Raw genomic sequence first — 21,903 nt, 5'->3', positions numbered from 1 at the left:
TTCGCGTCGCTGAGGAGTGGGCTTCCATGATCGAAGACTTTTGGAAGGATAAGTACCCCGCCGGGATTGCTGCAGACATCAATCCAGACGAGTATCAAAATATTCAGGCGGTACTGAAACAGTCCTGCCAACGCTTCGCCGACAAACCGGCTTTCAGCAACCTGGGCAAGACAATCACCTACGGTGAGTTGTACGAATTGTCCGGTGCCTTTGCCGCGTACCTGCAACAGCATACCGACTTGCAGCCCGGTGATCGAATCGCCGTGCAATTGCCAAACCTCCTGCAATACCCGGTCGCCGTGTTTGGCGCTATCCGCGCCGGCCTGATCGTGGTCAACACCAACCCGCTGTACACCGCGCGGGAGATGGAACACCAGTTCAACGACTCCGGGGCCAAAGCCCTGATCTGCCTGGCCAACATGGCGCACCTGGCAGAAAAAGTCGTGCCCAAGACTGGCGTCAAGCACGTGATCGTCACCGAAGTGGCTGACCTGTTGCCGCCGCTCAAGCGGTTGCTGATCAACAGCGTTATCAAGTACGTGAAGAAGATGGTCCCGGCCTATCACTTGCCCCAGGCGATCAAGTTCAACGACGTCCTGGCCAAGGGGCATGGCCAGCCGGTCACCGACGCCAGCCCGGCCAGCGAAGACGTCGCCGTGCTGCAATACACCGGCGGCACCACCGGCGTGGCCAAGGGTGCGATGCTGACCCATCGCAACCTGGTCGCCAACATGCTGCAGTGCAAGGCGCTGATGGGCTCCAACCTCAACGAAGGCTGCGAGATCCTGATCACGCCGCTGCCGCTGTACCACATCTATGCCTTCACCTTTCATTGCATGGCGATGATGCTGATCGGCAACCACAACATCCTGATCAGCAACCCGCGCGACCTGCCGGCGATGGTCAAGGAGTTGTCGAAGTGGAAGTTCAGCGGCTTTGTCGGCCTGAACACCCTGTTCGTGGCCCTGTGCAACAACGAAGGCTTCCGCAAGCTGGACTTCTCGGGGCTCAAGGTCACGCTGTCGGGTGGCATGGCATTGCAACTGGCGGCGGCCGAGCGTTGGAAGGCCGTGACCGGCTGCAATATCTGTGAAGGTTACGGCATGACCGAAACCAGCCCGGTGGCCACGGTCAACCCGATCCAGAATATCCAGATCGGCACCATCGGCATCCCGGTGCCCTCGACCCTGTGCAAAGTCATCTCGGATGAGGGCGTCGAGTTGCCCCTGGGCGAAATCGGCGAGCTGTGCGTCAAGGGCCCGCAAGTGATGAAGGGCTACTGGCAGCGTGAAGACGCCACCGCCGAAGTGCTCGACAGCCAAGGCTGGCTGAAGACCGGCGATATCGCGATCATCCAGCCAGACGGCTACATGCGCATCGTTGATCGCAAGAAGGACATGATTCTGGTCTCCGGTTTCAACGTCTACCCCAACGAGCTGGAAGACGTGCTGGCAAGCCTGCCGGGCGTGCTGCAATGCGCGGCCATTGGTGTACCGGACGAGAAATCGGGCGAGCACATCAAGCTGTTCATCGTGGTCAAGCCAGGCGCGACACTGACCAAGGAGCAGGTGATGGAGCATATGCGCGCCAACGTCACCGGCTACAAAGTGCCGAAGGCTGTCGAGTTCCGCGAAGCACTGCCGACCACCAACGTGGGCAAGATCCTGCGTCGTGAGTTGCGCGATGAAGAGATGAAGAAACTGGGCCTGAAGAAGTAAACAAAAAGCCCCGCGAATGCGGGGCTTTTTATTGGGCGCTGAGTGTCGACTGACCCACCGCTGTCGCCGCGATGCGGCGACCCGACAAGCCATTTGTCCTGGGCCGCACTCAAAACACCTGTACAGCACAACCCCTGTGGGAGCGGGCTTGCCCGCGATGGCGTCCTGTCAGCCCCCACATTTCCGATCGGGTGTCTACAGGGCGAACTGCGCGAAGCTCACGCCAGCGCCTGCCGGGCGTACATCCTTCAGGAACGAGTCCTTGTCCGCGCTCAGCTCCAGGGTAATCTCCGGCTTGCGCTTGCCTGCATTGCGTACCACCAACCCTTCAAGCTTCTCACGCAGGTACACGGTCGGTACTTTCAGGTGCAGCAGCTGATCGGTTTCGGCGTTGTGCATCAACAAATGAATCCACTCGTACTGGCCAATGGCGATGCGCGCCACCGGTAGGTCGAACCACCAGATGTTGCGCTTGCGGTCCAGGTCGGTGAAGTGGCAGTTGTTGACACCGAGCACGGCACCGCCCAGTTCCAGGTTTCTGCGGGCGATGGCCTGTGATTTATTGAGTTTCATAACCTTCCTACGGGATCTGTTATTCAGCGGTTGAGCCTGAATCTGCCGGGCATTCTCGTGGGTTGGCCGCAAAACATAAAGCCAAACCTGTACAGGGTGATGAAATGCCTGACGCAAATAATTGAAACTCTACGCAAACGCCCAGGGTCAATCCTTAGGTAATGACCAAAACCCTTGATTGTTCTTACGGAGAAATACCATGGGCAGCACAGCGGATAAGGCAAAAGGTTTAGCGAACGAAGCCATTGGCAATATCAAACAAGGTGTCGGCAAAGCCACTGACAACACCCAGCTTGAGGCCGAAGGCAAGATCCAAGAGAAGAAGGGCGAAGCCCAGCAAGCGATCGGCAAGGTCAAGGACGCGGTAAAGAATACGGTCGACAAAGCCTGATTCACCCGCCTGCCAACACGCAGCATAACGGTCATCCACGGATGGCCGTTTTTATGTCACACCGGCGGATTAAAGTTTCGAAATTGTTTCAAGGTCGCCAAATAGGCTACCTTGATGTAGAAAACGGCCCCTGAGTCGCCCACGAACTCAACCTTTTTGCGGCGAAAGGAGACGCTATGATTTTTCCGGTATTAAAAGATCTGCCGCTGCACCGCGTATTGATGCGCACCGTCACAGAGTTCATCGACGACGAGATGCCCACCTACGCCTCGGCACTGGCCTACCAGATGCTGTTTTCATTGTTTCCCTTCCTGCTGTTCCTGATTGCCCTGATTGGTTTCCTGCACCTGCCGGACTTCTTCAGCTGGTTGCGCCTGCAATCGGAACTGGTGTTGCCGCCCCAGGCCCTGGAGCAGGTCAACCCGGTGATTGACCAATTGCAGCAATCCAAGGGTGGGCTGTTGTCGGTGGGTATCGTTATCGCGCTGTGGACCGCCTCGGCGGGCGTGCGCCTGATGATGAGCGCGATGAACGCCGCCTACGACGTGGTGGAAGGCCGGCCGATCTGGAAACGTTTCCCGCTGTCGATTCTCTACACCGTGGGTATCGCCGGTATGTTGCTGGCCGCCGCCGCGTTGATGGTCCTGGGGCCGCAAGTGATGGAGTGGCTGGCCGGGCAGATTGGCATGCAGGAGTTCGTCGTTACCCTGTGGACCATCCTGCGCTGGCCGTTGATTGTGATCCTGCTGATGTTCGCCGTGGCCTTGATGTACTACGTGATGCCGGACGTGAAGCAGAAATTTCGCTTTATCACGCCAGGCTCGGTGCTGGCGGTGGTGGTCTGGATCGTGGCTTCCCTGGGCTTTGGCTATTACGTGAAAACCTTCGCCGACTACAACGCCATGTACGGCAGCATCGGCGCGATCATTGTCCTGCTGTTGTACTTCTATATTTCCGCCGCCGTATTACTGCTGGGCGCGGAGATGAACGCGGTGATCGAGCACATGTCTGCCGAAGGCAAAGACCCGGGCGAAAAAGACTTTGGCGAACACCACCCTGATCAAAAACAGCATGTCTCGGGCCTTGGCCGGGACCATTCGCTGCCCAAACCCACCTCTGATGAAAGTTGATCGATGATTCGTGAAATCCTGAAAATGGGCGACGAACGCCTGCTGCGTATCGCGCCCCCGGTGCCCCCGGAAATGTTCGACAGCCCCGAGCTGTGGCAACTGATCGACGACATGTTCCAGACCATGGAACACGTGGGTGGCGTTGGCCTGGCCGCGCCGCAGATTGGTGTCGACCTGCAACTGGTGATCTTCGGCTTCGAGAGCAGCGAGCGCTACCCGGATGCCCCGGCGGTGCCCCAGACCATCCTGATCAACCCGCTGATTACCCCGCTGAGCCCGGTGTTGGAGGAGGGTTACGAAGGCTGCCTGTCGGTGCCAGGCCTGCGCGGTGCGGTGGATCGCTACCAGCAGATTCGCTACGAGGGTTTTGACCCCAAGGGCGAGCCGATTGTGCGGATTGCCGATGGCTTCCATGCGCGGGTGGTGCAGCATGAATGCGACCACCTGATCGGTCGCCTGTACCCGTCGCGGATCACAGACTTCAGCAAATTCGGGTTTATCGAGGTGATGTTCCCGGAGCTGGATCCCGCCGCCGACGCTTAACCCTGGCGGCACAGGCCCATGGCAATCATCGGCTTGTTGCGTTTATAGCGCACCAGGCGCTCTGCCAGCGACTGCGGCAACGCGGTCTGCTGGCTGAAGCCCTGGGCTGTATAAAACCCTTCCAGGTCGGGGTGGCACAGTAGCCACACCGTGCCTTCGACAGGCGCAATCGCTTCAGCGATCAGCCGCGCCGCCAGCCCTTGTCCGCGTAATGCCGGATCGACAAACAGCCCGGTCAGCCACTGACCGCCGACCACGGGGCTCAGGCACAGGCCGGCGACGACCTCGCTGTTGCGCGCGACCCACAACTGGCCGCCCTTGAGGGCCTTCATCGGCGAGTTATGGCGGCGGTAGAACTTGTTCAGCAACGGCCACAGGGGCTCTGCCAGTAGATCAATGTGCAACTCGGGCATGGTATTTGGACAAGCGTGATCAAGGGCTGGGGATTATAAGTCGGGCAAAGCGCCTTCTGTTGGGCAATAGGTGTTATACCCATGCTTACTTCCTCTGTTAGTGGAGCATGCATCATGGCCAAAGGTATGGATTCAAAGAAAGCCGCGAAGAAAAAACCGGCAAAGACCGCCGATGAAAAACGCGCGGACAAAAAAGCCAAGAAAACTGAGACAGGCCTGTTCGGTCACTAAGCCCTTCACTGTAGGAGCGAGCAAGCTCGCTTCTACACGGCAAGATACATCCTGATATCCCCCTCGCACGCCCCTCCAACCTCTATTTACCAATGCTGGCTGATTAATGGCCTTGCAGAGTGCCAAGCCCTGTCTATGCTCACCCATAACCACTTATGTCGCTTGCCATATGAAGCGTTCTGGGTGGTTTTTGGCATAGCGAGCGCGTACCTCAACGCGCCGGGAAAAATGGAGCCTTAAGTTAAATGGACTTGCGTGTGTCGGTTGAAGCAGGCCCCAGAGAGGGTCATCAAGAAAAGGATGCCTTGAAGCGAGTGTTGCCCCATGGACTCTCCGATTAGCCATCATTTATCTATCGCCTGACACTTGTCCTGTCTCTGGACGATTGCGTTTGCCTGTTTTGTGGAAAGTTGTGCTGGGTCAAATCCAAGAACTAACCGTCATTCAAAGACAGCGCTGAAGGTGATCCGACCATGTTTAACCTGCACCACAAATCCGACCTGTTGCAAATCGAACGTTTTTCCTGCGCGTTGACCCAGGCCCAGGCCAAGCTGGCGGCGATCAGCCGCTCCATGGCGATGATCGAGTTTGATCGCGACGGCATAGTCCTGGATGCCAACGAAAACTTCTGTAAGACAATGGGTTACAGCGCCGAGGAAGTACGTGGCAAACACCACCGAATCTTCTGTGAAGAGTCCTACTACCGCAGCGACGCCTACGCCAAGCTGTGGCGCGACCTGGCCCAGGGCGAGCCCATCAGCGACACGTTCATGCGCTTGACCAAGAGCGGCGAGGAGGTGTGGCTGGAGGCCAGCTACATGCCGGTGTTCGGTCCGGATGACCAGGTGCAGAGCGTGATCAAGGTGGCGTCGGACATTTCCGAACGGATCCACCGCGAACATGAAAACCAGAGCCTGATTGACGCCATCGGCCGCTCCATGGCGGTCATCGAGTTCACGCCCCAGGGGCAGATCCTCAATGCCAACCAGAACTTCCTGAAGACGGTGCAATATTCCCTCGGTGAAATCGTTGGTCAGCACCACAGCATGTTCTGTGACCGCGCCGAGGTGGAGTCACCGACTTACAAGGCGTTCTGGGCGTCGCTCAACCGGGGTGAATTTCACTCCCATCGTTTTGAACGGCGCAACAAGTATGGCCAGACGCTGTTTCTGGAAGCCTCCTACAACCCGATCTTCGATGCCAATGGCCGCCTGTACAAGGTGGTGAAGTTCGCCAGTGATATCACCCACCAGGTCACCACGTTGCGGACCGCTGCCGATTCGGCCCACGCCACCTCGGTGCAGAACGACGCCTGCGCCCGTAAGGGGTCGGAAGTGGTGCAGCAGACGGTGCAGATCATCGAAGAAATTTCCCGCGACCTGAATCAGGCGGCGCTGAGTATCGACGCGGTGAGCAAGCAGTCGGACATTATCGGCACCATCGTGCAGACCATTCGCGGGATTGCTGATCAAACCAACCTGTTGGCGCTTAACGCGGCCATTGAAGCTGCACGCGCCGGTGAGCACGGGCGTGGTTTTGCGGTGGTGGCGGACGAGGTGCGCAGCCTGGCCGCGCGTACCAGCCAGGCGACGATCGAGATTGTCGACGTGGTGCGCAAAAACCACGACTTGTCCCTGAGCGCGGTATCGAGCATGCAGTCGAGCCTGAGCCGTACCGGGCTGGGGGTGGAATTGGCCAATGAAGCGGGGCAGGTGATCCTGGAGATCCAGGAGGGCTCGCGGCATGTGGTGGATGCTATCGGTCAGTTCAACTCCACCCTGCAGTTGCAGTAACGGGACCGTGCCCACTCTGTGGTGAGGGAGCTTGCTTTCGTTGGGGCGTGAAGCGGCCCTGAAATGGGACTGCTACGCAGTCCAACGGGAGCAAGCTCCCTCGCCACAGGTCAGCGGGAGAGTGGGTTGCCAGGCTCAACCCGCGCAGAGCGGCAGTGGCGGGTGATATCAGATGGCAGCCAGGGTATCTTTCACGGCCTTGATCTGCGGGTCAGCGGTCTTCTCGGCGAACTGCTGCGCCGCCTGCATCTTCAGGCGCTCAGTCACTTCCAGGGCAATGGCATTCTGCTGTTCGATAGGCATCGCTTTCACTTCTTCTTCGGTCAGGCCCTTTTCCTTGAGGATCTGATCGCGAATGCGCTCGGCCGGCGTCTTGGCCATGTAGTCGGTGAACTCTGTCCGGGCCTGGGTGCTGGTCGCGGTGGCCGGCGTGGTGCTGGTCGGCGGTGTTGCCTGCAACTGCAGGCGGGTCTTGGCAAACGCCGCATCCACGTTGCTGGCCGTGGTGTCGGTGGCCTTTTGCGTGGCCTGCACCTGGGTCGCGGCGGCAGCGTTCTGCACGTTTTGCATCACGCCGCTGTACAGCGCGCTGGCGGCGGCGTTGGCCGGGTCCAGGTCGGGGCGTTTGGACTGTTGGATCACGGACGAGACTTGGGTATTGACCAACATGATCGGGCACCTGTGGTTTTGAACGGTCCATAGGGTTTAGCAATTAGCGTGCCGGGAACTAAAACCCCGTATTCATTGGCTGTGAGGGCAATACCGAGGCAAGAGGCGGGTTGCCGACGGCCAATGTTTGCCGTCGGCGGCCATTGCCTTCAGTAGGTAATGGGAATCTCGAAGACCTGGAAGGCATCCTCCTGCGGCTGATACCCCAGAACCCGTGTGGTCTCGCTCAAGTCCAGGCGCTTGAAGCGGTTATTGGAAATGCCATGGGCGATCAGGTGCTTGACCCCCTCGGCCTCCACCGAGCGCTGCAACAACTGCACGGCATCCCGAGGGCTGAGCCAGGCGCTGAGGTCGCGGGCGTTGTTCAAGTCGTGGGTTTCGGCAAATTCAAACGCGCCAATGCGTAATGCGATGGTGGAGAGTGGGGTTTTGGCTGCGTAATACCCGCACAGCGCTTCGCCGTAGCATTTGCTCACGCCATACAGGTTGGCCGGCAGCACCGGCATGCCCGGGGTGATTTGCCGATCCACCGGGTAGCCTTCGATGGTCTGGGCGCTACTGGCGAAGACCAGGCGCTTGACGTTGGCGGCTACGGCGGCCTCGAACAGATAGGTGGTGGCGAGGATATTGTTGGGGAGCAGTTCGTCGAAGGTGGCGCTGGCGTGGGGAATGCCCGACAGGTGCACAACCACGTCGATGCCGTCGAGCAGTGCGGTGAGGGCCGTTCTGTCACTCAAGTCGGCCTGCACGAAGCGATGGCCGTCGAGGGCGAAGCCCGGTGCGACGCGGTCGGTGAGGGTAAAGCGGTAGCGATCTTTCGACGCTTCGAAAAATGTCTTGCCGATCCTGCCGCAGGCGCCGGTGAGCAGTACGTTGAGTCCTTTCATCGTGTAATCCTTAGTTGTGACCGTCGAGGGCAAAGGCCTGGAAACCTGGGCGCTGGCTGAGCAGGGCGTAGTACGCATCGACAGCCGGGTAGCGAGGGCGCTCCATGGGCGTCATCCGCCAGCGGTGCACCGACAGGCCGACCAGGATATCGGCGAGGCTGAAGCTGTCACCGGCCACATAGGCGCCGGTCTTGATCAACTGCTGCTCCAGCAATCCCATCTTGTCGTTCCAACCGCGCACGCCGGCAGCAATGCGCTGCGGGTCCTGGAAGTCCGGGTTCTGGCGCACCAGGGCGTGGAAGGCATAGCCCCAGGAGGGGTTGAGTTCGGTGGCTTGCCAGTCCATCCATTGCTCGACCCTGGCGCGAGGCGCGGGGGCGGCGGGCAGCAAGTCATGGCGCTGGTGCAGGCCCACCAGGTAGCGGCAGATGGTGTTGGATTCCCAGAGCACGCCGTTGTCGTCAATGATCACCGGCACCTGGGCATTGGGGTTCAGGGCGAGGAAGGCGGGTGATTGGGTGGGGGTGAAGCCGATGCCCCAGTCTTCGCGCTCGTAGGGGATGTTCAGTTCCTGGCAGGTCCACAGGACTTTTCGTACGTTGATGGACGAAGTGCGACCCAAGATTTTCAGCGCGTGTCCCATGGTGCTTCCCTGGCAGGTGTGAGTTGGCGTTGGCCAATTTAGCAGGGGCCAAGTGGGCACGGTAAAAAAGGTGGGAGCTGGCAAGCCAGCTCCCACCTTTCTGATCGCGTCTGGGCTTTAGTTGTGCAGTGTTTGCTGGTCCATCAATGTGCCCATCAGCAACACGCCCAACTCGCTCAACTGGTGAATCGCCAATGCCCTGTCGCGGTCTTTGCCGGTCAGGTCTTCGGACAGGTCCAGCAGCAATGTGGTGACTGAGGATAGGGTTTCATAGCTGTTGGCAATCAGGCTTTCGCTGCTGGCGCCGGAAGTGACGGTGAACAGAGTGGAAGGTTCGGGCGCGGGGGCGGTTGGGGGGTTGAGGTAGTGATCAATGGCGCGGTGGGCGGCCAGGTTGAGTTTTGCGTCATGAAGCGGGGGATTTGGAGTTATTTTGAACATATACAGGATCTCTAACGGGGCCACCACCTGATCGCTACTAAACGAAAGGGTGGCGGCTGCACGCAGGTTAGTAGACCGGTAGATCCCACAAAACCCGGCGCACCACGAGGGCGCCCTGCGCACAGCCACCATCAAGCACGGACAGTTGCATCCGATTGATGAAGCTCTTGCACGTTTTGTGGGAGGTTCGGGCTACTAAACCCGATCACCGAGACATTCAGCGACCGAGCCACCTTAGAGAGCCCTACCCAGGCGCACAAGCCGGCGGATTCTGACGCAACCGTAGGTAACGGAGCAAGGCGTGGCCGCACAGTCAGCCCATTCCTACAGCCAATGCCTAGCTGCTCTCGCGTACCTTCAACTCAAACCCCATATCCACCACCGGCCGGGCGATTTTGTTGCCGGCCATCACCGTCAGCAAATGCTCTGCCGCGCGTCGGCCAATGGCTTCGCGTGGGGTGCTGATGCTGCTCAGGCGCGGCACCATGAAGCTGGAGGCGGGCAGGTCGTTGAAGCCCAGTACCGCCACTTGCTGCGGCACCTTGATCCCGTGGCGCAGGGCTTCGAGCAGCGCACCCTGGGCCAGGTCGTCGTTGCCGAAGAAGATCGCGTCCACATCCGGATGGCTGGCCAGCAGTTGCAGGAACAACTCGCCACCCAGGCCCACCGACGAGGGACGCGGGGTCAGCAGTTCGAGGGTTGGGTCATACAAACCGGCCTGTTGCAGGCCACGGCGGAAGCCTTCACCGCGCAGCAGCGTACGCTGGTCCAGTTGCGCGCCGACATAGGCCAGGCGTTTGCGGCCCCGGGAGATCAGATGCGCTGCTGCGGTTTCGCCGGCACTGATCTGCGAGAAACCGACGCAGTTGACCCCGGCCGTCGGGTCCAGGTCCATCATGTACACGCAGGGCACATTGCTCGACTCCACCATGCGCCGGGCGCTTTCGGTGCGGTCAAAGCCGGTCAGCAGCAGGCCGCGTGGCTGGTAGGCCATGTAGTTGCGCAACAGGTTTTCTTCTTCGTCCCGGGAATAGTGGGTGTTGCCGATCAGCACTTCGAAGCCCTTGGGCCGTAGCACCTGATGAATGGCTTCGAGGGTTTCGATAAACAGCAGGTTGGACAGCGAGGGCACCAGCACCACCACCGACTGGCTGCGGGCGGAGGCCAGGGCGCGGGCGGCCGGGTTGACCACGTAGTTCAGCTCGGCAGCGGCTTTCTGCACTTTTTCCACCAGTTCGGTGGCCACGGTGCTGATCCCGCGCAGGGCCCGGGAGGCGGTAATCGGGCTGACGCCGGCCAGGCGCGCGACTTCGTTAAGGGTAGGGCGACCCGTGGTGCGGGTATTTTTATCGTTCTTGGAGGTCATCAGGCGGCTTGCCAAACAAAAATCGAGGCACTAAGGTAGCGCTGTCTCCAAAAGCCTGCAAATACTTGCGCAAAGGGTTGCCTGATCCTGGTGCAAGCGGTGGCAGAGGATGCACGCGTCACTCCATAAAAATGACAATTAGGCGCGGGAAAAGCCTGTTTTTGCACTAGCCTTAGGGCGTGCAAAGGTAGCGCTATCTGCGTCCTGAGGTGTTTCATGAGTCAACCTGTTACTGCCCTGGTCATCATGGGTGTTTCCGGATGTGGCAAGTCCAGTGTCAGCGAGGCCCTGTGCCTGTTGAACGGCGCCACCGCCATTGAAGGCGACAGCTTTCACCCGGCTGCCAATATCGAAAAGATGAGCGCAGGCCATCCCCTGAACGACGACGACCGCGCCGGCTGGCTCGACATCCTCTGCGATGAGTTGCGTCGTGCGCTCAAGGCCGGCGAGCATCCGGTGCTCACCTGTTCGGCCTTGAAGAAAAAATACCGCGATCACCTGCGCGAAGCCGCGCCGGGCCTGGGGTTTGTCTTCCTCGAACTGACCCGCGAAGTGGCCGCCGACCGCGTATCCCATCGCCCCGGCCATTTCATGCCGGCCAGCTTGATCGACAGCCAGTTCGCCACCCTCGAATCGCCCATTGGCGAGCCGCTGACCCTGGCCCTCAACGCCAGTAAAGACAGCATCGAGGCGTTGGCCGCGCAGACCCACGCGTGGTGGCTGACCCACGGTTTTGAACCTTCCCGATGATTTTTTGCCCGAAAGATAGCGCTATCCGACGGCACGAAATTCAACACCCGCTTTAATAACAACAACAAACAGGAGACGACCCCCATGTTTGGCATGTCCCACGAGTCTTACCTGCTGCTTGATGCAGTGGTCACTATCATCGGGCTGATCGTGTTGATCACCCGGTTCAAGGTCCACCCCTTTATTGCGCTGATCATCGCTGCAGGCTTTCTCGGCCTGACCTCGGGCATGCCCGTGGACAAGATCATCAAGGCCTTCCAGGACGGTTTTGGCGGGGTGCTCGGGTTTGTCGGGATTATCCTGGCGCTGGGTACGATGCTCGGCAAGATGATGGCCGAATCCGGCGGTGCCGATCAGATCGCGCAGACCCTGATCCGCGCCTTCGGCAAGGAAAAGGTGCAGTGGGCGATGATGTTCGCGGCCTTCCTGGTGGGCATCCCACTGTTCTTCGAGATCGGTTTTGTATTGCTGATCCCGCTGGTGTTTATCGTTGCGCGGCGCACCGGTGTGTCGCTGATCAAGATCGGCATCCCGTTGCTCGCCGGCCTGTCGGCGGTGCACGGCCTGGTGCCGCCGCATCCGGGGCCGTTGCTGGCCATCGGCGTGTTTGGCGCGGATATCGGCAAGACCATTCTTTACGGCCTGATCGTCGCCTTGCCGACCGCCATCATTGCCGGGCCGATCTTCGGGACGTTCATTGCCAAGTACATCCCCGGCAACCCGTCCCAGGAACTGGTGGACCAACTGGCCCGCGAGTCCGACGCAAAAAACCTGCCGAGCTTCAGCATCACCCTGATCACCGTGCTGCTGCCGGTGTTCCTGATGCTGCTGAAAACCTTCGCTGACATTGCCCTGCCAGACGGGCACATCGTGCGTAACTGGATGGACATGATCGGCCACCCGATCAGTGCCTTGCTCCTGGCGTTGTTGCTGTCGCTGTACACCTTTGGCCATCGCCAGGGCATCCATTCCAAACAGATCCTCAAGCTGCTGGATGCGAGCCTTGCGCCGACCGCCGCGATCATCCTGATCATCGGTGCCGGTGGTGGCTTCAAGCAGATGCTGGTGACCAGCGGTGTGGGTGACGTGATCGGCCATATGGCGGTGACGGCGCAGATCAACCCGATCCTGCTGGCCTGGCTGGTAGCCGCGGTGATTCGGATTGCCACGGGTTCGGCAACCGTGGCCACCATTACGGGCGCAGGCATTGTGGTGCCGGTGGTGGGGATGGTGCCGGGGGTCAACCTGGAGTTGCTGGTGCTGGCGACGGGGGCGGGGTCGTTGATTCTGTCGCACGTCAACGATGCAGGGTTCTGGCTGGTCAAGCAGTACTTCAACATGACCGTGGCCGAGACGTTCAAGACGTGGACGGCGATGGAGACCATCCTGTCCATCGTGGCGCTGGGCTTTATCATGTTGCTGTCGTTGGTGGTGTAACCCAACCTGGGGTGACTGATCGTTCCCACGCCCCGCGTGGGAATGCCCCTTGTGATGCTCTGCGTCACGCTTTGGGACGCAGAGCGTCCCGGACTACGTTCCCACGCAGAGCGTGGGAACGATCACTCGGTCAGGCTTTGGTGACCAGGCCATCGGCCCGGAACATTGCCCGTATCCCGCGTACCGCCTGGCGAATGCGGTCCTGGTTCTCGATCAGCGCAAAGCGCACATGGTCATCGCCATACTCGCCAAAGCCGATCCCCGGCGACACACACACCTTGGCTTCGAGCAGCAGCTTCTTGGCAAATTCCAGCGAGCCCATGGCGGCATACGCCTCGGGAATTTTTGCCCAGACATACATCGACGCCTTCGGATTCTCTACCATCCAGCCCAGTTCATGCAGGCCCTTGACCAGCACATTGCGGCGCTGGCGGTACTGCTCGGCAATGTCTTTCACACATTGCTGGTCGCCTTCCAGCGCGGCAATCGCCGCCACTTGCAGCGGGGTGAAGGTGCCGTAGTCGTGGTAGCTCTTGATGCGCGCCAGGGCGTTGACCAGTTCCGCGTTACCCACCATAAAACCGATGCGCCAGCCGGCCATGTTGTAGCTCTTGGACAGGGTGAAAAACTCCACCGCAATGTCCTTGGCTCCCGGTACCTGCATGATCGACGGGGCTTTCCAGCCGTCGTAGACGATATCGGCGTAGGCCAGGTCGTGGATCACCAGCACGTCGTACTGCTTGGCCAGGGCGATCACCCGTTCGAAGAAGTCCAGCTCCACGCACTGCGCGGTCGGGTTGGACGGAAAGCCGAGGATCATCATCTTCGGCTTGGGGATCGAACCGCGGATCGCCCGCTCCAGCTCGGCAAAGAAGTCCACGCCGGGAATCAGCGGCACCGAGCGCACCTGGGCGCCGGCAATCACCGCACCGTAGATGTGAATCGGGTAGCTGGGGTTGGGTACCAGAACGGTATCGCCCTGGTCCAGGGTGGCCAGCATCAGGTGCGCCAGGCCTTCCTTGGAACCGATGGTCACGATGGCCTCGGTTTCCGGGTCGATATCCACCTCATAGCGGTCCTTGTACCAGCGCGAAATGGCGCGGCGCAGGCGCGGGATGCCTTTGGAGGTGGAGTAGCCGTGGGTGTCTTCGCGCTGGGCGACGGTCACCAGTTTTTCCACGATATGCGGTGGAGTCGGGCCGTCGGGGTTACCCATGCTCAAGTCGATGATGTCTTCGCCGCGCCGACGCGCAGCCATCTTCAGCTCGGCAGTGATATTGAAAACATAAGGGGGGAGTCGATCTATGCGCGCAAAGCGGCGCGGCGAACCTTGGTCTGCCATTGTTGCCTCGGAATACGTAAGCGCCCGGAACCGTCCGAGCGACGTCGGCCACTGCGGTGGCCTGCGGGGCAGACAATACGGGCGATGAGGGTAGGTTGTCCAGATGGCGCCGGAAAATTTTCGGCCTGGAGTGTTGGATGACTATGCCCCTATACTCAGTATGGTTTTGGTCATTTATCAATGGAGATTGTGCAGATGAACCAACAGGTAACGTTACCCCTGGAACCCCGCATGGAAGAGGGCAGGGCGATGGTCATTGCCGGGGTCGGCGGTCATTACGGCAAGGCCACGCTGGGGGACATTCCGAAGCTGTGGGAGTTGTTCGACAGCTGCATCAAGGACATCAAAAAGCGCATGGGCGGCGTGACCTACGGCGTTTGCTACAACGCCACCCAGGAAGAGTTTGATTACATCGCCGGGGTCGAAGTGCCAGCCAAAAGTGATGTGCCGGGCAACTTTCAATCCATTGAAGTGCCGGCCAATCATTATGCGGTCTTCGCGCACTACGGGCCGGTGTATGCACTGTCGCAGACCTATGAGCGGATTATGTACGAGTGGTTGCCGACGTCGGGGTACAAGGTCGCCGGGCCGGATCTGGAGCGCTACAGCGCCGACTTTGATGTGGATAAGGGCACCGGCACCGTGGAAATCTGGCTGCCTGTCGAAAAGTCCGCATAACCTGTACGTCGCCTGATCCACCGCCATCGCAGGCAAGCCAGCTCCCACATTTGTATCGGGGTGTACTCAAAGCCTGGTACCGCGCAATTACCTGTGGGAGCGGGCTCGCCCGCGATGGCGATCTCAAGGGCGCCCGAGCCGGCCAGTGCCTCAATACAACGTGGCCTTGACCCGCTCCGGCATTTCCCGGTCGTAGGCCTCGGCATCAAACTGCCCATCATTCAAACGCTTGTGAAAAGCCCCCGCTGACGGCAGTGTCGAACGCTCCACATGCTTGTCCGGGTTCCAGCAATCGGAGCGCACAAAAGCTTTCGAGCAGTGGAAATACGCCGCTTCTACCTGCACCACAATCACCGACCGCGCCGGCTTGCCGTTGACCGCAAAGCTCTGCAGCAACTCAGGTTCGATGGAAATCTGCGCCCGCCCGTTGACCCGCAACGTCTCACCGATTCCCGGAATGATGAACAGCAAGGCAATCCGCGGATCCACCAACAGGTTACGCAAGGTATCGAGGCGGTTATTGCCCGGCCGATCGGGGATCGCCAGCGTGCGCTCATCAATGATCCGCACAAAACCCGGCACATCGCCCCGAGGCGAGCCGTCGAGGCCATCGGCGCCTGAAGAGCTGACAATCACCAGCGGCGAGGCTTTGACCATCGCCTGGTAATCCTCATTGAGAAACGCGATTTCCTTGCGTAGGGCACGCTCCTGGGGCAGGCCGTAGAGGGTTTCGAGTTGGTCCAGGGTGGTTAGCATGTGGGTCTCCTTGCCCAGGGAGCGCTGGCGATTATCCGCCAAAGCTGCGTTGGTAGCCCTGCGCTGATAGCCGGATGGCCTGAGCAACGTGGGGTGCTTGCCGACAATAATCGTCTTCACGTGCGAGCACCACTTCAAGGGTCTGCAGCAGAGCCCGGATGCGCTCCTCGGCGTTTTCTATGCTGCAGGTCTTGGCAAACTCAAGGATTCCCAAGCGTGACGCAAAGAATGAGCGGTTGCCGTCCAGGTCCAGAGCCAGGGCGTCTTCGGGAATATAGGCGGTGGTATTGGCGATGTCATAAGCGGGTGCAAGACGGGCGTCACGTTTGAGTGGATCGCTGTAGAGCAAGCCAAAATTTTTCAGATGGGCATCACCATTGCCGACGATACAGCTCAGCGCAACGCTATCGAACAACTGCTCCAGGGAGCTGCGTTCATGTTCGATTGCACAAAAGAGGCGAACAGCCTTGGCAATCATGTTGTAGCTCTTGCTGTATTTCTGCTCGGCGGACAGGCCCATCAATGTGGTCATGTCTTCAAAGCCCAGGGGGTTGAGTTTTTCGTCCCGATCAAAGCGGCGCATGATGAAAAGCTTGTGGTTCTGTGACAAGTAGAAGGGTGGCACGGGGATACCTGCCTCCCTTGCAATCGACATACACAGGTATTCGTTGATCGCCAGGCCTGGAAACTCGTCACGCCCGCTCTTGATGATCAGATCGTTGGTTTTCGATGTGAGTTTCTGTTCCGGTATCAGCGGGATTTCGGGTACCAATACCTTAGGCTGTACCCCGGAAATGCCGGCGCGAAGGATGTAGCGATCGACCAGATGGGTAAACAAATCCTCGGCACCATCCCAGGCGAGGATTTCATCCAGACGCTCACCGTACGACACGGGGCTGTTGCGCTCAATCAGTTGGTTGACTTGCGCGGACGAGGTGAAAACGCGGCCGATAGGTGCGCTGCTGCCTGACAGGGCCAACAACAGCATCGGATCTACCTTGACGGTCTTCGCCAGACGGTTTTTCAGTTGCTCCAGTACATAACCTTCGGGCAGGTTCATTTGAAAGATCGGGTGCAGTTCATGCCGTCGATACTCCTCGGCCCGCACTGGCATCAGCAGGCTGATTGCACTCTGCTCCAGGGCATCATCAGCGTAGCGAAAGTGGTAGTGCTCAGTGCCGACGAACACGCTGCCACTTGCGCCTTCGGGCGTTCGGACCTGCAGTTTGTAGCTACTCATTGAACAAATCCTCCACTTCCTCCAGCGTTGGCATGGAGACGGGGACCAGTTTGACCTCACTGCCCAAGGCTGCAAAAACCCGTGCGTAGGCATTCATCGCCACCGACAAGCTGCCGTGCTCAATCTCGATCAGTTTTTGCCGCGTCGTACCGGCCAGCTTTGCCAGCTGTGCTTGGGTATGGCCACGGCTGAGGCGCATCGAGCGAACCTGGTTGCCGATTCTCTGGCTCAGAAGTGCAGGATCCATGTCGCGTTACCGTTACATTTGTATTTTAAAGTTATATATACGTTACATTTTAGGATTGTCAACGCTGATATCAACCGAGTGTCAGTGCCAACCGCCGCTCATAACCCACCCGCCCCTTATACGCCTCGCCCCGGTCTACCCAGCCCTGCTGCAAATACAAGCCCATTGCCGCCACATTGTCGCTGTCCACCGACAACTCCAACGCCGTGATCTGTGGCCAGGCCAGGCGGGCGGCAGCGGGCAGGGCTTGCAGGCAGGCTTTGCCCAAGCCGCGGCCCTGTTGGTGGCGATCGACTTGCAGGGCATGCAGTGTGGCGCTGTGTTCGTCGGCCCAATGGGGCAGGCAGGGCGGGCGCTTGAGCAGCAGGAAGGCCACGGGGATTTCGTCGGCCAGCAAGGCAAAGCCCTTGATGCCGGGACTTGGGTTGACCAGCAGGCTGTTCAGCGCGCAGTCGATATCGCCGCTATAGGCCAGTTGCTCGGGGTGGACTTCGAGGCTGGCGAGTTGCTGTTGCTGTGCAGCGGTCAGCGTCTCATAGGGCGCGAGGCGGGTTTCCATCGAGCAGATATCCGAAGTCCTACAGGGAAGTCGCAAATTCTAGCGGCTTTGCCCTTGGCGAAATTATTTTTTGTAGGCTTGTCGATTGGCAGGCGGCCCATTCGACCAAGGGTGTCTTCTGTGATTTTCCACCCCGAGGAGTATCGCCATGAGCAACGCAATCAACACCCTGATCGAGCAATGGAAGCAAGCGGTGGTCGCCAAGGATGTCGAGCAGATTGTCAGCTTTTACGCCGACGATATCGTCGCGTTCGACGCCGTTAATGCCCTGCAGTTCAAAGGCAAGGCGGCCTACCGTGCCCATTGGCAGGCCTGCATGGAGTTTTGCCCGGGCCCCGGTGTTTTTGACTTTCATGAACTGCATATCGTCGCCGCCGATGACAGCGCCTTTGCCCACTGGCTCGCCCACTGCGGCGGCACCGGGCCCGATGGCGTGCTGAAAACCTGCTGGATGCGGGTCAGCGCCGGCTACCAGCGAATCAACGGCCAGTGGAAGGTGGTGCACGAGCATTGGTCCGCACCGTTCGATATGGAAACCGGCGCCGGTCTGTTCGACCTGGAACCGTGAGTACCGCGAACTATAGTCATTAGTCCGAAAAACGGAGAACGCCATGAAATACCTGTGCCTGGTCTACAGCGCCGAAGCTTTGCTGCACAGCCTGCCCGACAGCCCCAAGGACCCGGAATGCCACGCCTACGCCGAGGCGGTCCACGGCAGTGGCCGCATGCTTGCGGCCGAGGCCCTGCAGCCGGTGAGCACGGCCACCACCGTGCGCATGCGTAACGGCAAGTTGTCGATCACCGATGGGCCGTTTGCCGAAACCAAGGAGCAGCTTGCCGGCTTCTACCTGATCGAAGCCAAGGACTTGAATGAGGCGCTGCAGGTGGCCGGCGGCATTCCGGCGGCGCGGGTCGGCAGCGTGGAAGTGCGCCCCGTGCGTGATTTGAATCTCTGACCCAACACTTATAAAACTCAGGAGGTTTATCCATGAACACTCAACCTGCTGCATTTGAACTGTCCATCAGCCGGGTGATCGACGCCCCGCCCAGCCGGGTGTTCCGCGCCTGGACCGAGCCTGCGCTCTTGCAACAATGGTGGGGCCCCCACGGCATGACCACGCCCGAGTGCGAAATGAACCTGTGGGTCGGTGGCCTGTTTCGCACCCTGATGCGCGCGCCGGACGGCAGTGAGTATCCGACCCAGGGCGTGTTCCTGGAGATCGACGCGCCGCGCCGCCTGGTGTTTACCGATGCGTTCCTGCCGGGCTGGATCCCCTCGGGCAAGCCGTTTATGAGCGCCGAAGTGACCTTCGAGGAGGTGGCTGGCAAGACCCGCTACACCGCCCGCGCCATGCATTGGAGCGAAGCCGATAAACAAGCCCACGAAGCCATGGGTTTTCATCAGGGCTGGGGTGAGAGCCTGGACCGGCTGGTGACCCTGGTGACCACGGGCATGCCCGATTGACCGTCAAGGCCCAGGTCGAGGCGGTCTACCGCAGTGAGTCGCGGCGCATCCTGGCGACGTTGATTCGCCTGCTGGGGGATTTCGACCTCGCCGAAGAAGCCCTGCACGAGGCGTTCTTCGTCGCGGTCGAACGCTGGCAGCAGGACGGTGTGCCCGACAATCCTCGGGCGTGGCTGGTGTCTGCCGGGCGCTTCAAGGCCATCGACCGCTTGCGTCGCCAGGCCCGTTTCACCCCGTTGTTGCAGGAGCAGGCCGATACGCTGGAGGCGGCTGACTGGAGTGCCGAAGACGTGGAAGACGACCGCCTGCGCCTGATCTTTACCTGCTGCCATCCGGCGCTGGCGGCGGATGCGCAAGTGCCGCTTACCCTGCGTGAGATTTGTGACCTCACCACCGAGGAAATTGCCCGGGCCTTCCTGGTCACGCCGGCCACCATCGCCCAGCGCATCGTGCGGGCCAAGGGCAAGATCCGCGAGGCCAGGATTCCCTACCAGGTGCCGTCCCTGGCGGAGTTGCCCGAGCGCCTGGACAGCGTATTGCGGGTGATTTATCTGGTGTTCAACGAGGGCTATTCGGCGTCCATGGGCGCTGACCTGACCCGTGACGACTTGACCCGCGAGGCCATCCGCCTGGGCCATCTGCTCCTGGAGTTGCTGCCGGAGCCGGAAGTCATGGGCCTGCTGGCGTTGATGCTGCTCCATGAATCCCGGCGCCCGGCCCGGCTTTCTGCCGCCGCTGAGTTGGTGCTGCTGGACGAGCAGGACCGCACGCTGTGGGATGCAGCGCTGATTGCCCAGGGCTGTGGGTTGGTAGAACAGGCCCTGGCCACCCGGCGTTTCGGGCCTTACTGCCTGCAAGCGGCGATTGCCGCGGTACACGCCGAGGCCCCGAGTGCGGCGCAGACCGACTGGCCACAGATTGTCGGCCTGTATGACGTGCTGCTGCGGATGCTGCCGTCGCCCGTGATCGAGCTCAACCGCGCCGTTGCCCTGGCCATGCGCGATGGGCCGTTGGCGGGGTTGCAGCAGGTCGAGGGGATCCTGGCGCGTGGCGAGTTACGGGATTACCACCTGGCGCATTCGGCACGGGGGGAGTTCTGTCGGCAACTGGGGCGGATGAAAGAGGCGCGCCATGCGTATGAAACAGCCCTGGGCCTGACCCAGCAGGCCCCGGAAAAACGCTTTATCGAACGACGCCTGGCAACCTGCACCGATAGCCCTTTGTAGGCGCCGGCTGAGGTTACTCAAGCATCTTTTGCAGCAACCAACTGCCGGCCGGGCCCGGCGGCTGTTGTCGTGACCACAAGGCATCCACCGCCACCGAACGTGGCCAGCCGCGCGCCTTGAGCTCCACCAGTTGGCCATTGGCAAAACGCTCCACCAGCCAGCGCGGCAAGGGGGCCCAGCCAAAACCGAGGATGGCCATTTCCATCAGCATCAAAAAGCTGGGGGCGGACCATACACGGCCGGTCGGCCGGTTTTCGTTGGGACTGATGATGCTTGCCAGGCGCAGCTCCCGGTGTTGTTCCAGGGTTTGCTGGTTGATGCCCTCAAGGCCGGCCAGTGCATGCAGCGGCGATACAAACAGCGCAAGTTGCGCGCGCTCTTCGACGGTGGCATGGGTCAGGTCTGGCGGGTAGACCTCCTGCGCCTCGATAAACGCGAGCTGCGCCCGCCCGCTTTGGACCAGGGCGATAAGGTCTTCGCATTCGGCAATCAGCCACTCCAGCTCCAGGTCCGGATAACGCTGCTCAAGGGCGCTGAGCAGCGTTTCAAAACGTCCCGACTGATAGGTGTCGGACATGGCAATACTGAGCTTGGGTTCCAGCCCCTGGGACAACTGGCTGGCGGCAAGCTCCAGGCGGCTGCTGGCCTCCAGCACCTGCTCGGCGCGTTGCAACAGGACATGCCCGGCCGGGGTCAGGGTGGGTTTGCGACTGCTGCGGTCGAACAGCACCACGTCCAGATCAATCTCCAGGCTGGCCACCGCGGCGCTGACGGTCGATTGGCTCTTGCCCAGCTTGCGTGCCGCCGCCGAAAACGAGCCTTGGGTCGCCGCCTGCACAAACGCTTGCAACACTTCATGAGAGGCCATCATCTATCGCCTTGGTCGATGGTTATTGATTATGAAGTATCGAGTGCGGGAGTGATGATGGCAACCCTCGACATTCACAGAGCAAGGCTTATGAACACCACCAAGTCCATCACTGAACGCGTTTTGCAGGCCCTTGGTTTCGAGGGCCTGGCCCTGTTGATCTGTACGCCGCTGCTGGTGTGGATCACTGGCCGGCCGGCCCTGGAAATGGGCGCTGTGACCCTGGCTATCAGCTTGTTGGCGCTGACCTGGAACATGATTTTCAACAGCCTTTTCGACCGTCTCAAAGTGCGCCTGCAGCTGGCCAATAGCGTCAAGACCCGGATCATGCACGCGCTGCTGTTCGAGGGCGGGCTGATTCTGTTCGCCGTGCCGCTGATTGCTGCGTGGCTGAACATCAGCCTGATGCAGGCGTTTATCCTGGATATCGGCGTACTGCTGTTCTTCCTGCCGTACACCTATGTGTACCACTGGGGCTACGACGTGCTGCGGGGAAAGTTCTTCAACAGCGAGCTTGCTCGCGAAGGACGTTAACGA

At 60.1% G+C, this 21,903-nt stretch carries 26 protein-coding genes; 13 read left to right on the top strand and 13 right to left on the bottom strand.

Annotated features, from left to right (window positions below):
• The first annotated feature begins 26 nt into the window (after positions 1 to 26).
• Positions 27 to 1,718 carry a long-chain-fatty-acid--CoA ligase FadD1 gene (gene fadD1, locus HBO24_RS28530; RefSeq protein ID WP_057439947.1) on the top strand — a complete coding sequence of 564 codons (1,692 nt, stop codon included), beginning with the start codon at positions 27 to 29 and terminating at the stop codon, positions 1,716 to 1,718.
• A 195-nt stretch (positions 1,719 to 1,913) separates the two neighbouring features.
• Here the strand turns inward: fadD1 and HBO24_RS28525 are convergent, their stop codons facing one another.
• Positions 1,914 to 2,291: a hypothetical protein gene (locus HBO24_RS28525; protein WP_057439943.1), complete on the bottom strand. Its 378-nt coding sequence runs from the start codon at positions 2,289 to 2,291 to the stop codon at positions 1,914 to 1,916.
• 199 nt (positions 2,292 to 2,490) lie between these two features.
• On the opposite strand from HBO24_RS28525, the gene HBO24_RS28520 reads away from it, so the two are divergent.
• From HBO24_RS28520 to def, 3 genes are all read left to right on the top strand, one after another.
• The gene (locus HBO24_RS28520; protein ID WP_057439941.1) at positions 2,491 to 2,682 is read left to right on the top strand and encodes a CsbD family protein; all 192 of its coding nucleotides are present in this window, start codon (positions 2,491 to 2,493) and stop codon (positions 2,680 to 2,682) included.
• A gap of 176 nt (positions 2,683 to 2,858) precedes the next feature.
• A complete protein-coding gene (locus tag HBO24_RS28515) occupies positions 2,859 to 3,812 on the top strand; it encodes a YihY/virulence factor BrkB family protein (protein WP_115128800.1) in 954 nt (317 codons plus the stop codon).
• Between the two features lie 3 nt (positions 3,813 to 3,815).
• A complete protein-coding gene (def, locus tag HBO24_RS28510) occupies positions 3,816 to 4,355 on the top strand; it encodes a peptide deformylase (protein ID WP_029296447.1) in 540 nt (179 codons plus the stop codon).
• Here def and HBO24_RS28505 read toward each other — a convergent pair.
• Positions 4,352 to 4,768: a GNAT family N-acetyltransferase gene (locus tag HBO24_RS28505; RefSeq protein ID WP_170060792.1), complete on the bottom strand. Its 417-nt coding sequence runs from the start codon at positions 4,766 to 4,768 to the stop codon at positions 4,352 to 4,354. The genes def and HBO24_RS28505 overlap by 4 nt on opposite strands.
• A gap of 704 nt (positions 4,769 to 5,472) precedes the next feature.
• Here HBO24_RS28505 and HBO24_RS28500 point away from each other — a divergent pair.
• A complete protein-coding gene (locus HBO24_RS28500; RefSeq protein ID WP_057439937.1) occupies positions 5,473 to 6,792 on the top strand; it encodes a PAS domain-containing methyl-accepting chemotaxis protein in 1,320 nt (439 codons plus the stop codon).
• A 168-nt stretch (positions 6,793 to 6,960) separates the two neighbouring features.
• Here HBO24_RS28500 and HBO24_RS28495 read toward each other — a convergent pair whose 3' ends face one another.
• From HBO24_RS28495 to HBO24_RS28475, 5 genes are all read right to left on the bottom strand, one after another.
• On the bottom strand, positions 6,961 to 7,461 hold the full coding sequence (locus tag HBO24_RS28495) for a hypothetical protein (protein ID WP_170045872.1): 501 nt from the start codon (positions 7,459 to 7,461) through the stop codon (positions 6,961 to 6,963).
• Between the two features lie 149 nt (positions 7,462 to 7,610).
• Positions 7,611 to 8,348, bottom strand: a complete 738-nt coding sequence (locus HBO24_RS28490) for an NAD(P)-dependent oxidoreductase (protein WP_170060791.1) — start codon at positions 8,346 to 8,348, stop codon at positions 7,611 to 7,613.
• Between the two features lie 10 nt (positions 8,349 to 8,358).
• Complete coding sequence (locus tag HBO24_RS28485; protein ID WP_057439933.1) at positions 8,359 to 8,991, bottom strand: glutathione S-transferase; 633 nt, start codon at positions 8,989 to 8,991, stop codon at positions 8,359 to 8,361.
• Between the two features lie 117 nt (positions 8,992 to 9,108).
• Positions 9,109 to 9,432 (bottom strand): DUF6124 family protein, encoded by a 324-nt coding sequence (locus tag HBO24_RS28480; protein WP_057960477.1) that lies wholly within the window; start codon positions 9,430 to 9,432, stop codon positions 9,109 to 9,111.
• A gap of 337 nt (positions 9,433 to 9,769) precedes the next feature.
• Positions 9,770 to 10,801: a LacI family DNA-binding transcriptional regulator gene (locus tag HBO24_RS28475; protein WP_162947806.1), complete on the bottom strand. Its 1,032-nt coding sequence runs from the start codon at positions 10,799 to 10,801 to the stop codon at positions 9,770 to 9,772.
• Positions 10,802 to 11,014: 213 nt separating this feature from the next.
• Here HBO24_RS28475 and HBO24_RS28470 point away from each other — a divergent pair, with 213 nt between their 5' ends.
• Together HBO24_RS28470 and HBO24_RS28465 are read left to right on the top strand one after the other, a co-directional pair.
• Positions 11,015 to 11,548, top strand: a complete 534-nt coding sequence (locus tag HBO24_RS28470) for a gluconokinase (protein WP_057441958.1) — start codon at positions 11,015 to 11,017, stop codon at positions 11,546 to 11,548.
• An 84-nt stretch (positions 11,549 to 11,632) separates the two neighbouring features.
• Positions 11,633 to 12,985, top strand: a complete 1,353-nt coding sequence (locus HBO24_RS28465) for a GntP family permease (RefSeq protein WP_057960476.1) — start codon at positions 11,633 to 11,635, stop codon at positions 12,983 to 12,985.
• 130 nt (positions 12,986 to 13,115) lie between these two features.
• On the opposite strand, the gene alaC is transcribed toward HBO24_RS28465, so the two are convergent.
• A complete protein-coding gene (gene alaC / locus HBO24_RS28460; RefSeq protein ID WP_029296464.1) occupies positions 13,116 to 14,327 on the bottom strand; it encodes an alanine transaminase in 1,212 nt (403 codons plus the stop codon).
• A gap of 195 nt (positions 14,328 to 14,522) precedes the next feature.
• Here alaC and HBO24_RS28455 point away from each other — a divergent pair, with 195 nt between their 5' ends.
• Complete coding sequence (locus HBO24_RS28455; RefSeq protein WP_057441956.1) at positions 14,523 to 15,005, top strand: GyrI-like domain-containing protein; 483 nt, start codon at positions 14,523 to 14,525, stop codon at positions 15,003 to 15,005.
• A gap of 150 nt (positions 15,006 to 15,155) precedes the next feature.
• Here HBO24_RS28455 and HBO24_RS28450 read toward each other — a convergent pair whose 3' ends face one another.
• The 4 genes from HBO24_RS28450 to HBO24_RS28435 all read right to left on the bottom strand — a co-directional run bounded on the left by HBO24_RS28450 (position 15,156) and on the right by HBO24_RS28435 (position 17,807).
• The gene (locus HBO24_RS28450) at positions 15,156 to 15,761 is read right to left on the bottom strand and encodes a pyridoxamine 5'-phosphate oxidase family protein (RefSeq protein WP_057960474.1); all 606 of its coding nucleotides are present in this window, start codon (positions 15,759 to 15,761) and stop codon (positions 15,156 to 15,158) included.
• A gap of 31 nt (positions 15,762 to 15,792) precedes the next feature.
• Complete coding sequence (locus HBO24_RS28445) at positions 15,793 to 17,001, bottom strand: type II toxin-antitoxin system HipA family toxin (RefSeq protein WP_170060790.1); 1,209 nt, start codon at positions 16,999 to 17,001, stop codon at positions 15,793 to 15,795.
• Complete coding sequence (locus HBO24_RS28440) at positions 16,994 to 17,248, bottom strand: helix-turn-helix domain-containing protein (RefSeq protein ID WP_170045752.1); 255 nt, start codon at positions 17,246 to 17,248, stop codon at positions 16,994 to 16,996. The genes HBO24_RS28445 and HBO24_RS28440 overlap by 8 nt, the downstream gene beginning before the upstream one ends.
• 70 nt (positions 17,249 to 17,318) lie before the next feature.
• Positions 17,319 to 17,807, bottom strand: a complete 489-nt coding sequence (locus HBO24_RS28435; protein WP_057441948.1) for a GNAT family N-acetyltransferase — start codon at positions 17,805 to 17,807, stop codon at positions 17,319 to 17,321.
• Positions 17,808 to 17,955: 148 nt separating this feature from the next.
• On the opposite strand from HBO24_RS28435, the gene HBO24_RS28430 reads away from it, so the two are divergent.
• From HBO24_RS28430 to HBO24_RS28415, 4 genes are read left to right on the top strand one after another with little or no spacing between them, the layout of a single operon-like run.
• Positions 17,956 to 18,375 carry a nuclear transport factor 2 family protein gene (locus tag HBO24_RS28430; RefSeq protein WP_057960470.1) on the top strand — a complete coding sequence of 140 codons (420 nt, stop codon included), beginning with the start codon at positions 17,956 to 17,958 and terminating at the stop codon, positions 18,373 to 18,375.
• Positions 18,376 to 18,418: 43 nt separating this feature from the next.
• On the top strand, positions 18,419 to 18,763 hold the full coding sequence (locus HBO24_RS28425) for a YciI family protein (protein ID WP_057441944.1): 345 nt from the start codon (positions 18,419 to 18,421) through the stop codon (positions 18,761 to 18,763).
• Between the two features lie 32 nt (positions 18,764 to 18,795).
• Positions 18,796 to 19,272, top strand: coding sequence for an SRPBCC family protein (locus HBO24_RS28420; protein WP_057441942.1), 477 nt, complete (start codon positions 18,796 to 18,798; stop codon positions 19,270 to 19,272).
• Positions 19,269 to 20,498 (top strand): RNA polymerase sigma factor, encoded by a 1,230-nt coding sequence (locus tag HBO24_RS28415; RefSeq protein ID WP_170060789.1) that lies wholly within the window; start codon positions 19,269 to 19,271, stop codon positions 20,496 to 20,498. The genes HBO24_RS28420 and HBO24_RS28415 overlap by 4 nt, the downstream gene beginning before the upstream one ends.
• Before the next feature lie 13 nt (positions 20,499 to 20,511).
• Here HBO24_RS28415 and HBO24_RS28410 read toward each other — a convergent pair whose 3' ends face one another.
• On the bottom strand, positions 20,512 to 21,366 hold the full coding sequence (locus HBO24_RS28410; protein ID WP_120733967.1) for a LysR family transcriptional regulator: 855 nt from the start codon (positions 21,364 to 21,366) through the stop codon (positions 20,512 to 20,514).
• A 90-nt stretch (positions 21,367 to 21,456) separates the two neighbouring features.
• On the opposite strand from HBO24_RS28410, the gene HBO24_RS28405 reads away from it, so the two are divergent.
• On the top strand, positions 21,457 to 21,900 hold the full coding sequence (locus tag HBO24_RS28405) for a multidrug/biocide efflux PACE transporter (protein ID WP_057441938.1): 444 nt from the start codon (positions 21,457 to 21,459) through the stop codon (positions 21,898 to 21,900).
• The last annotated feature ends 3 nt before the right edge of the window (positions 21,901 to 21,903 follow it).

This window comes from Pseudomonas sp. WS 5410 (assembly GCF_012985645.1).
Classification (GTDB): Bacteria; Pseudomonadota; Gammaproteobacteria; order Pseudomonadales; family Pseudomonadaceae; genus Aquipseudomonas; species Aquipseudomonas shahriarae.
Note: the sequence above shows the minus strand (reverse complement) of the source record. Positions and strands in the feature narration are given on the sequence as shown.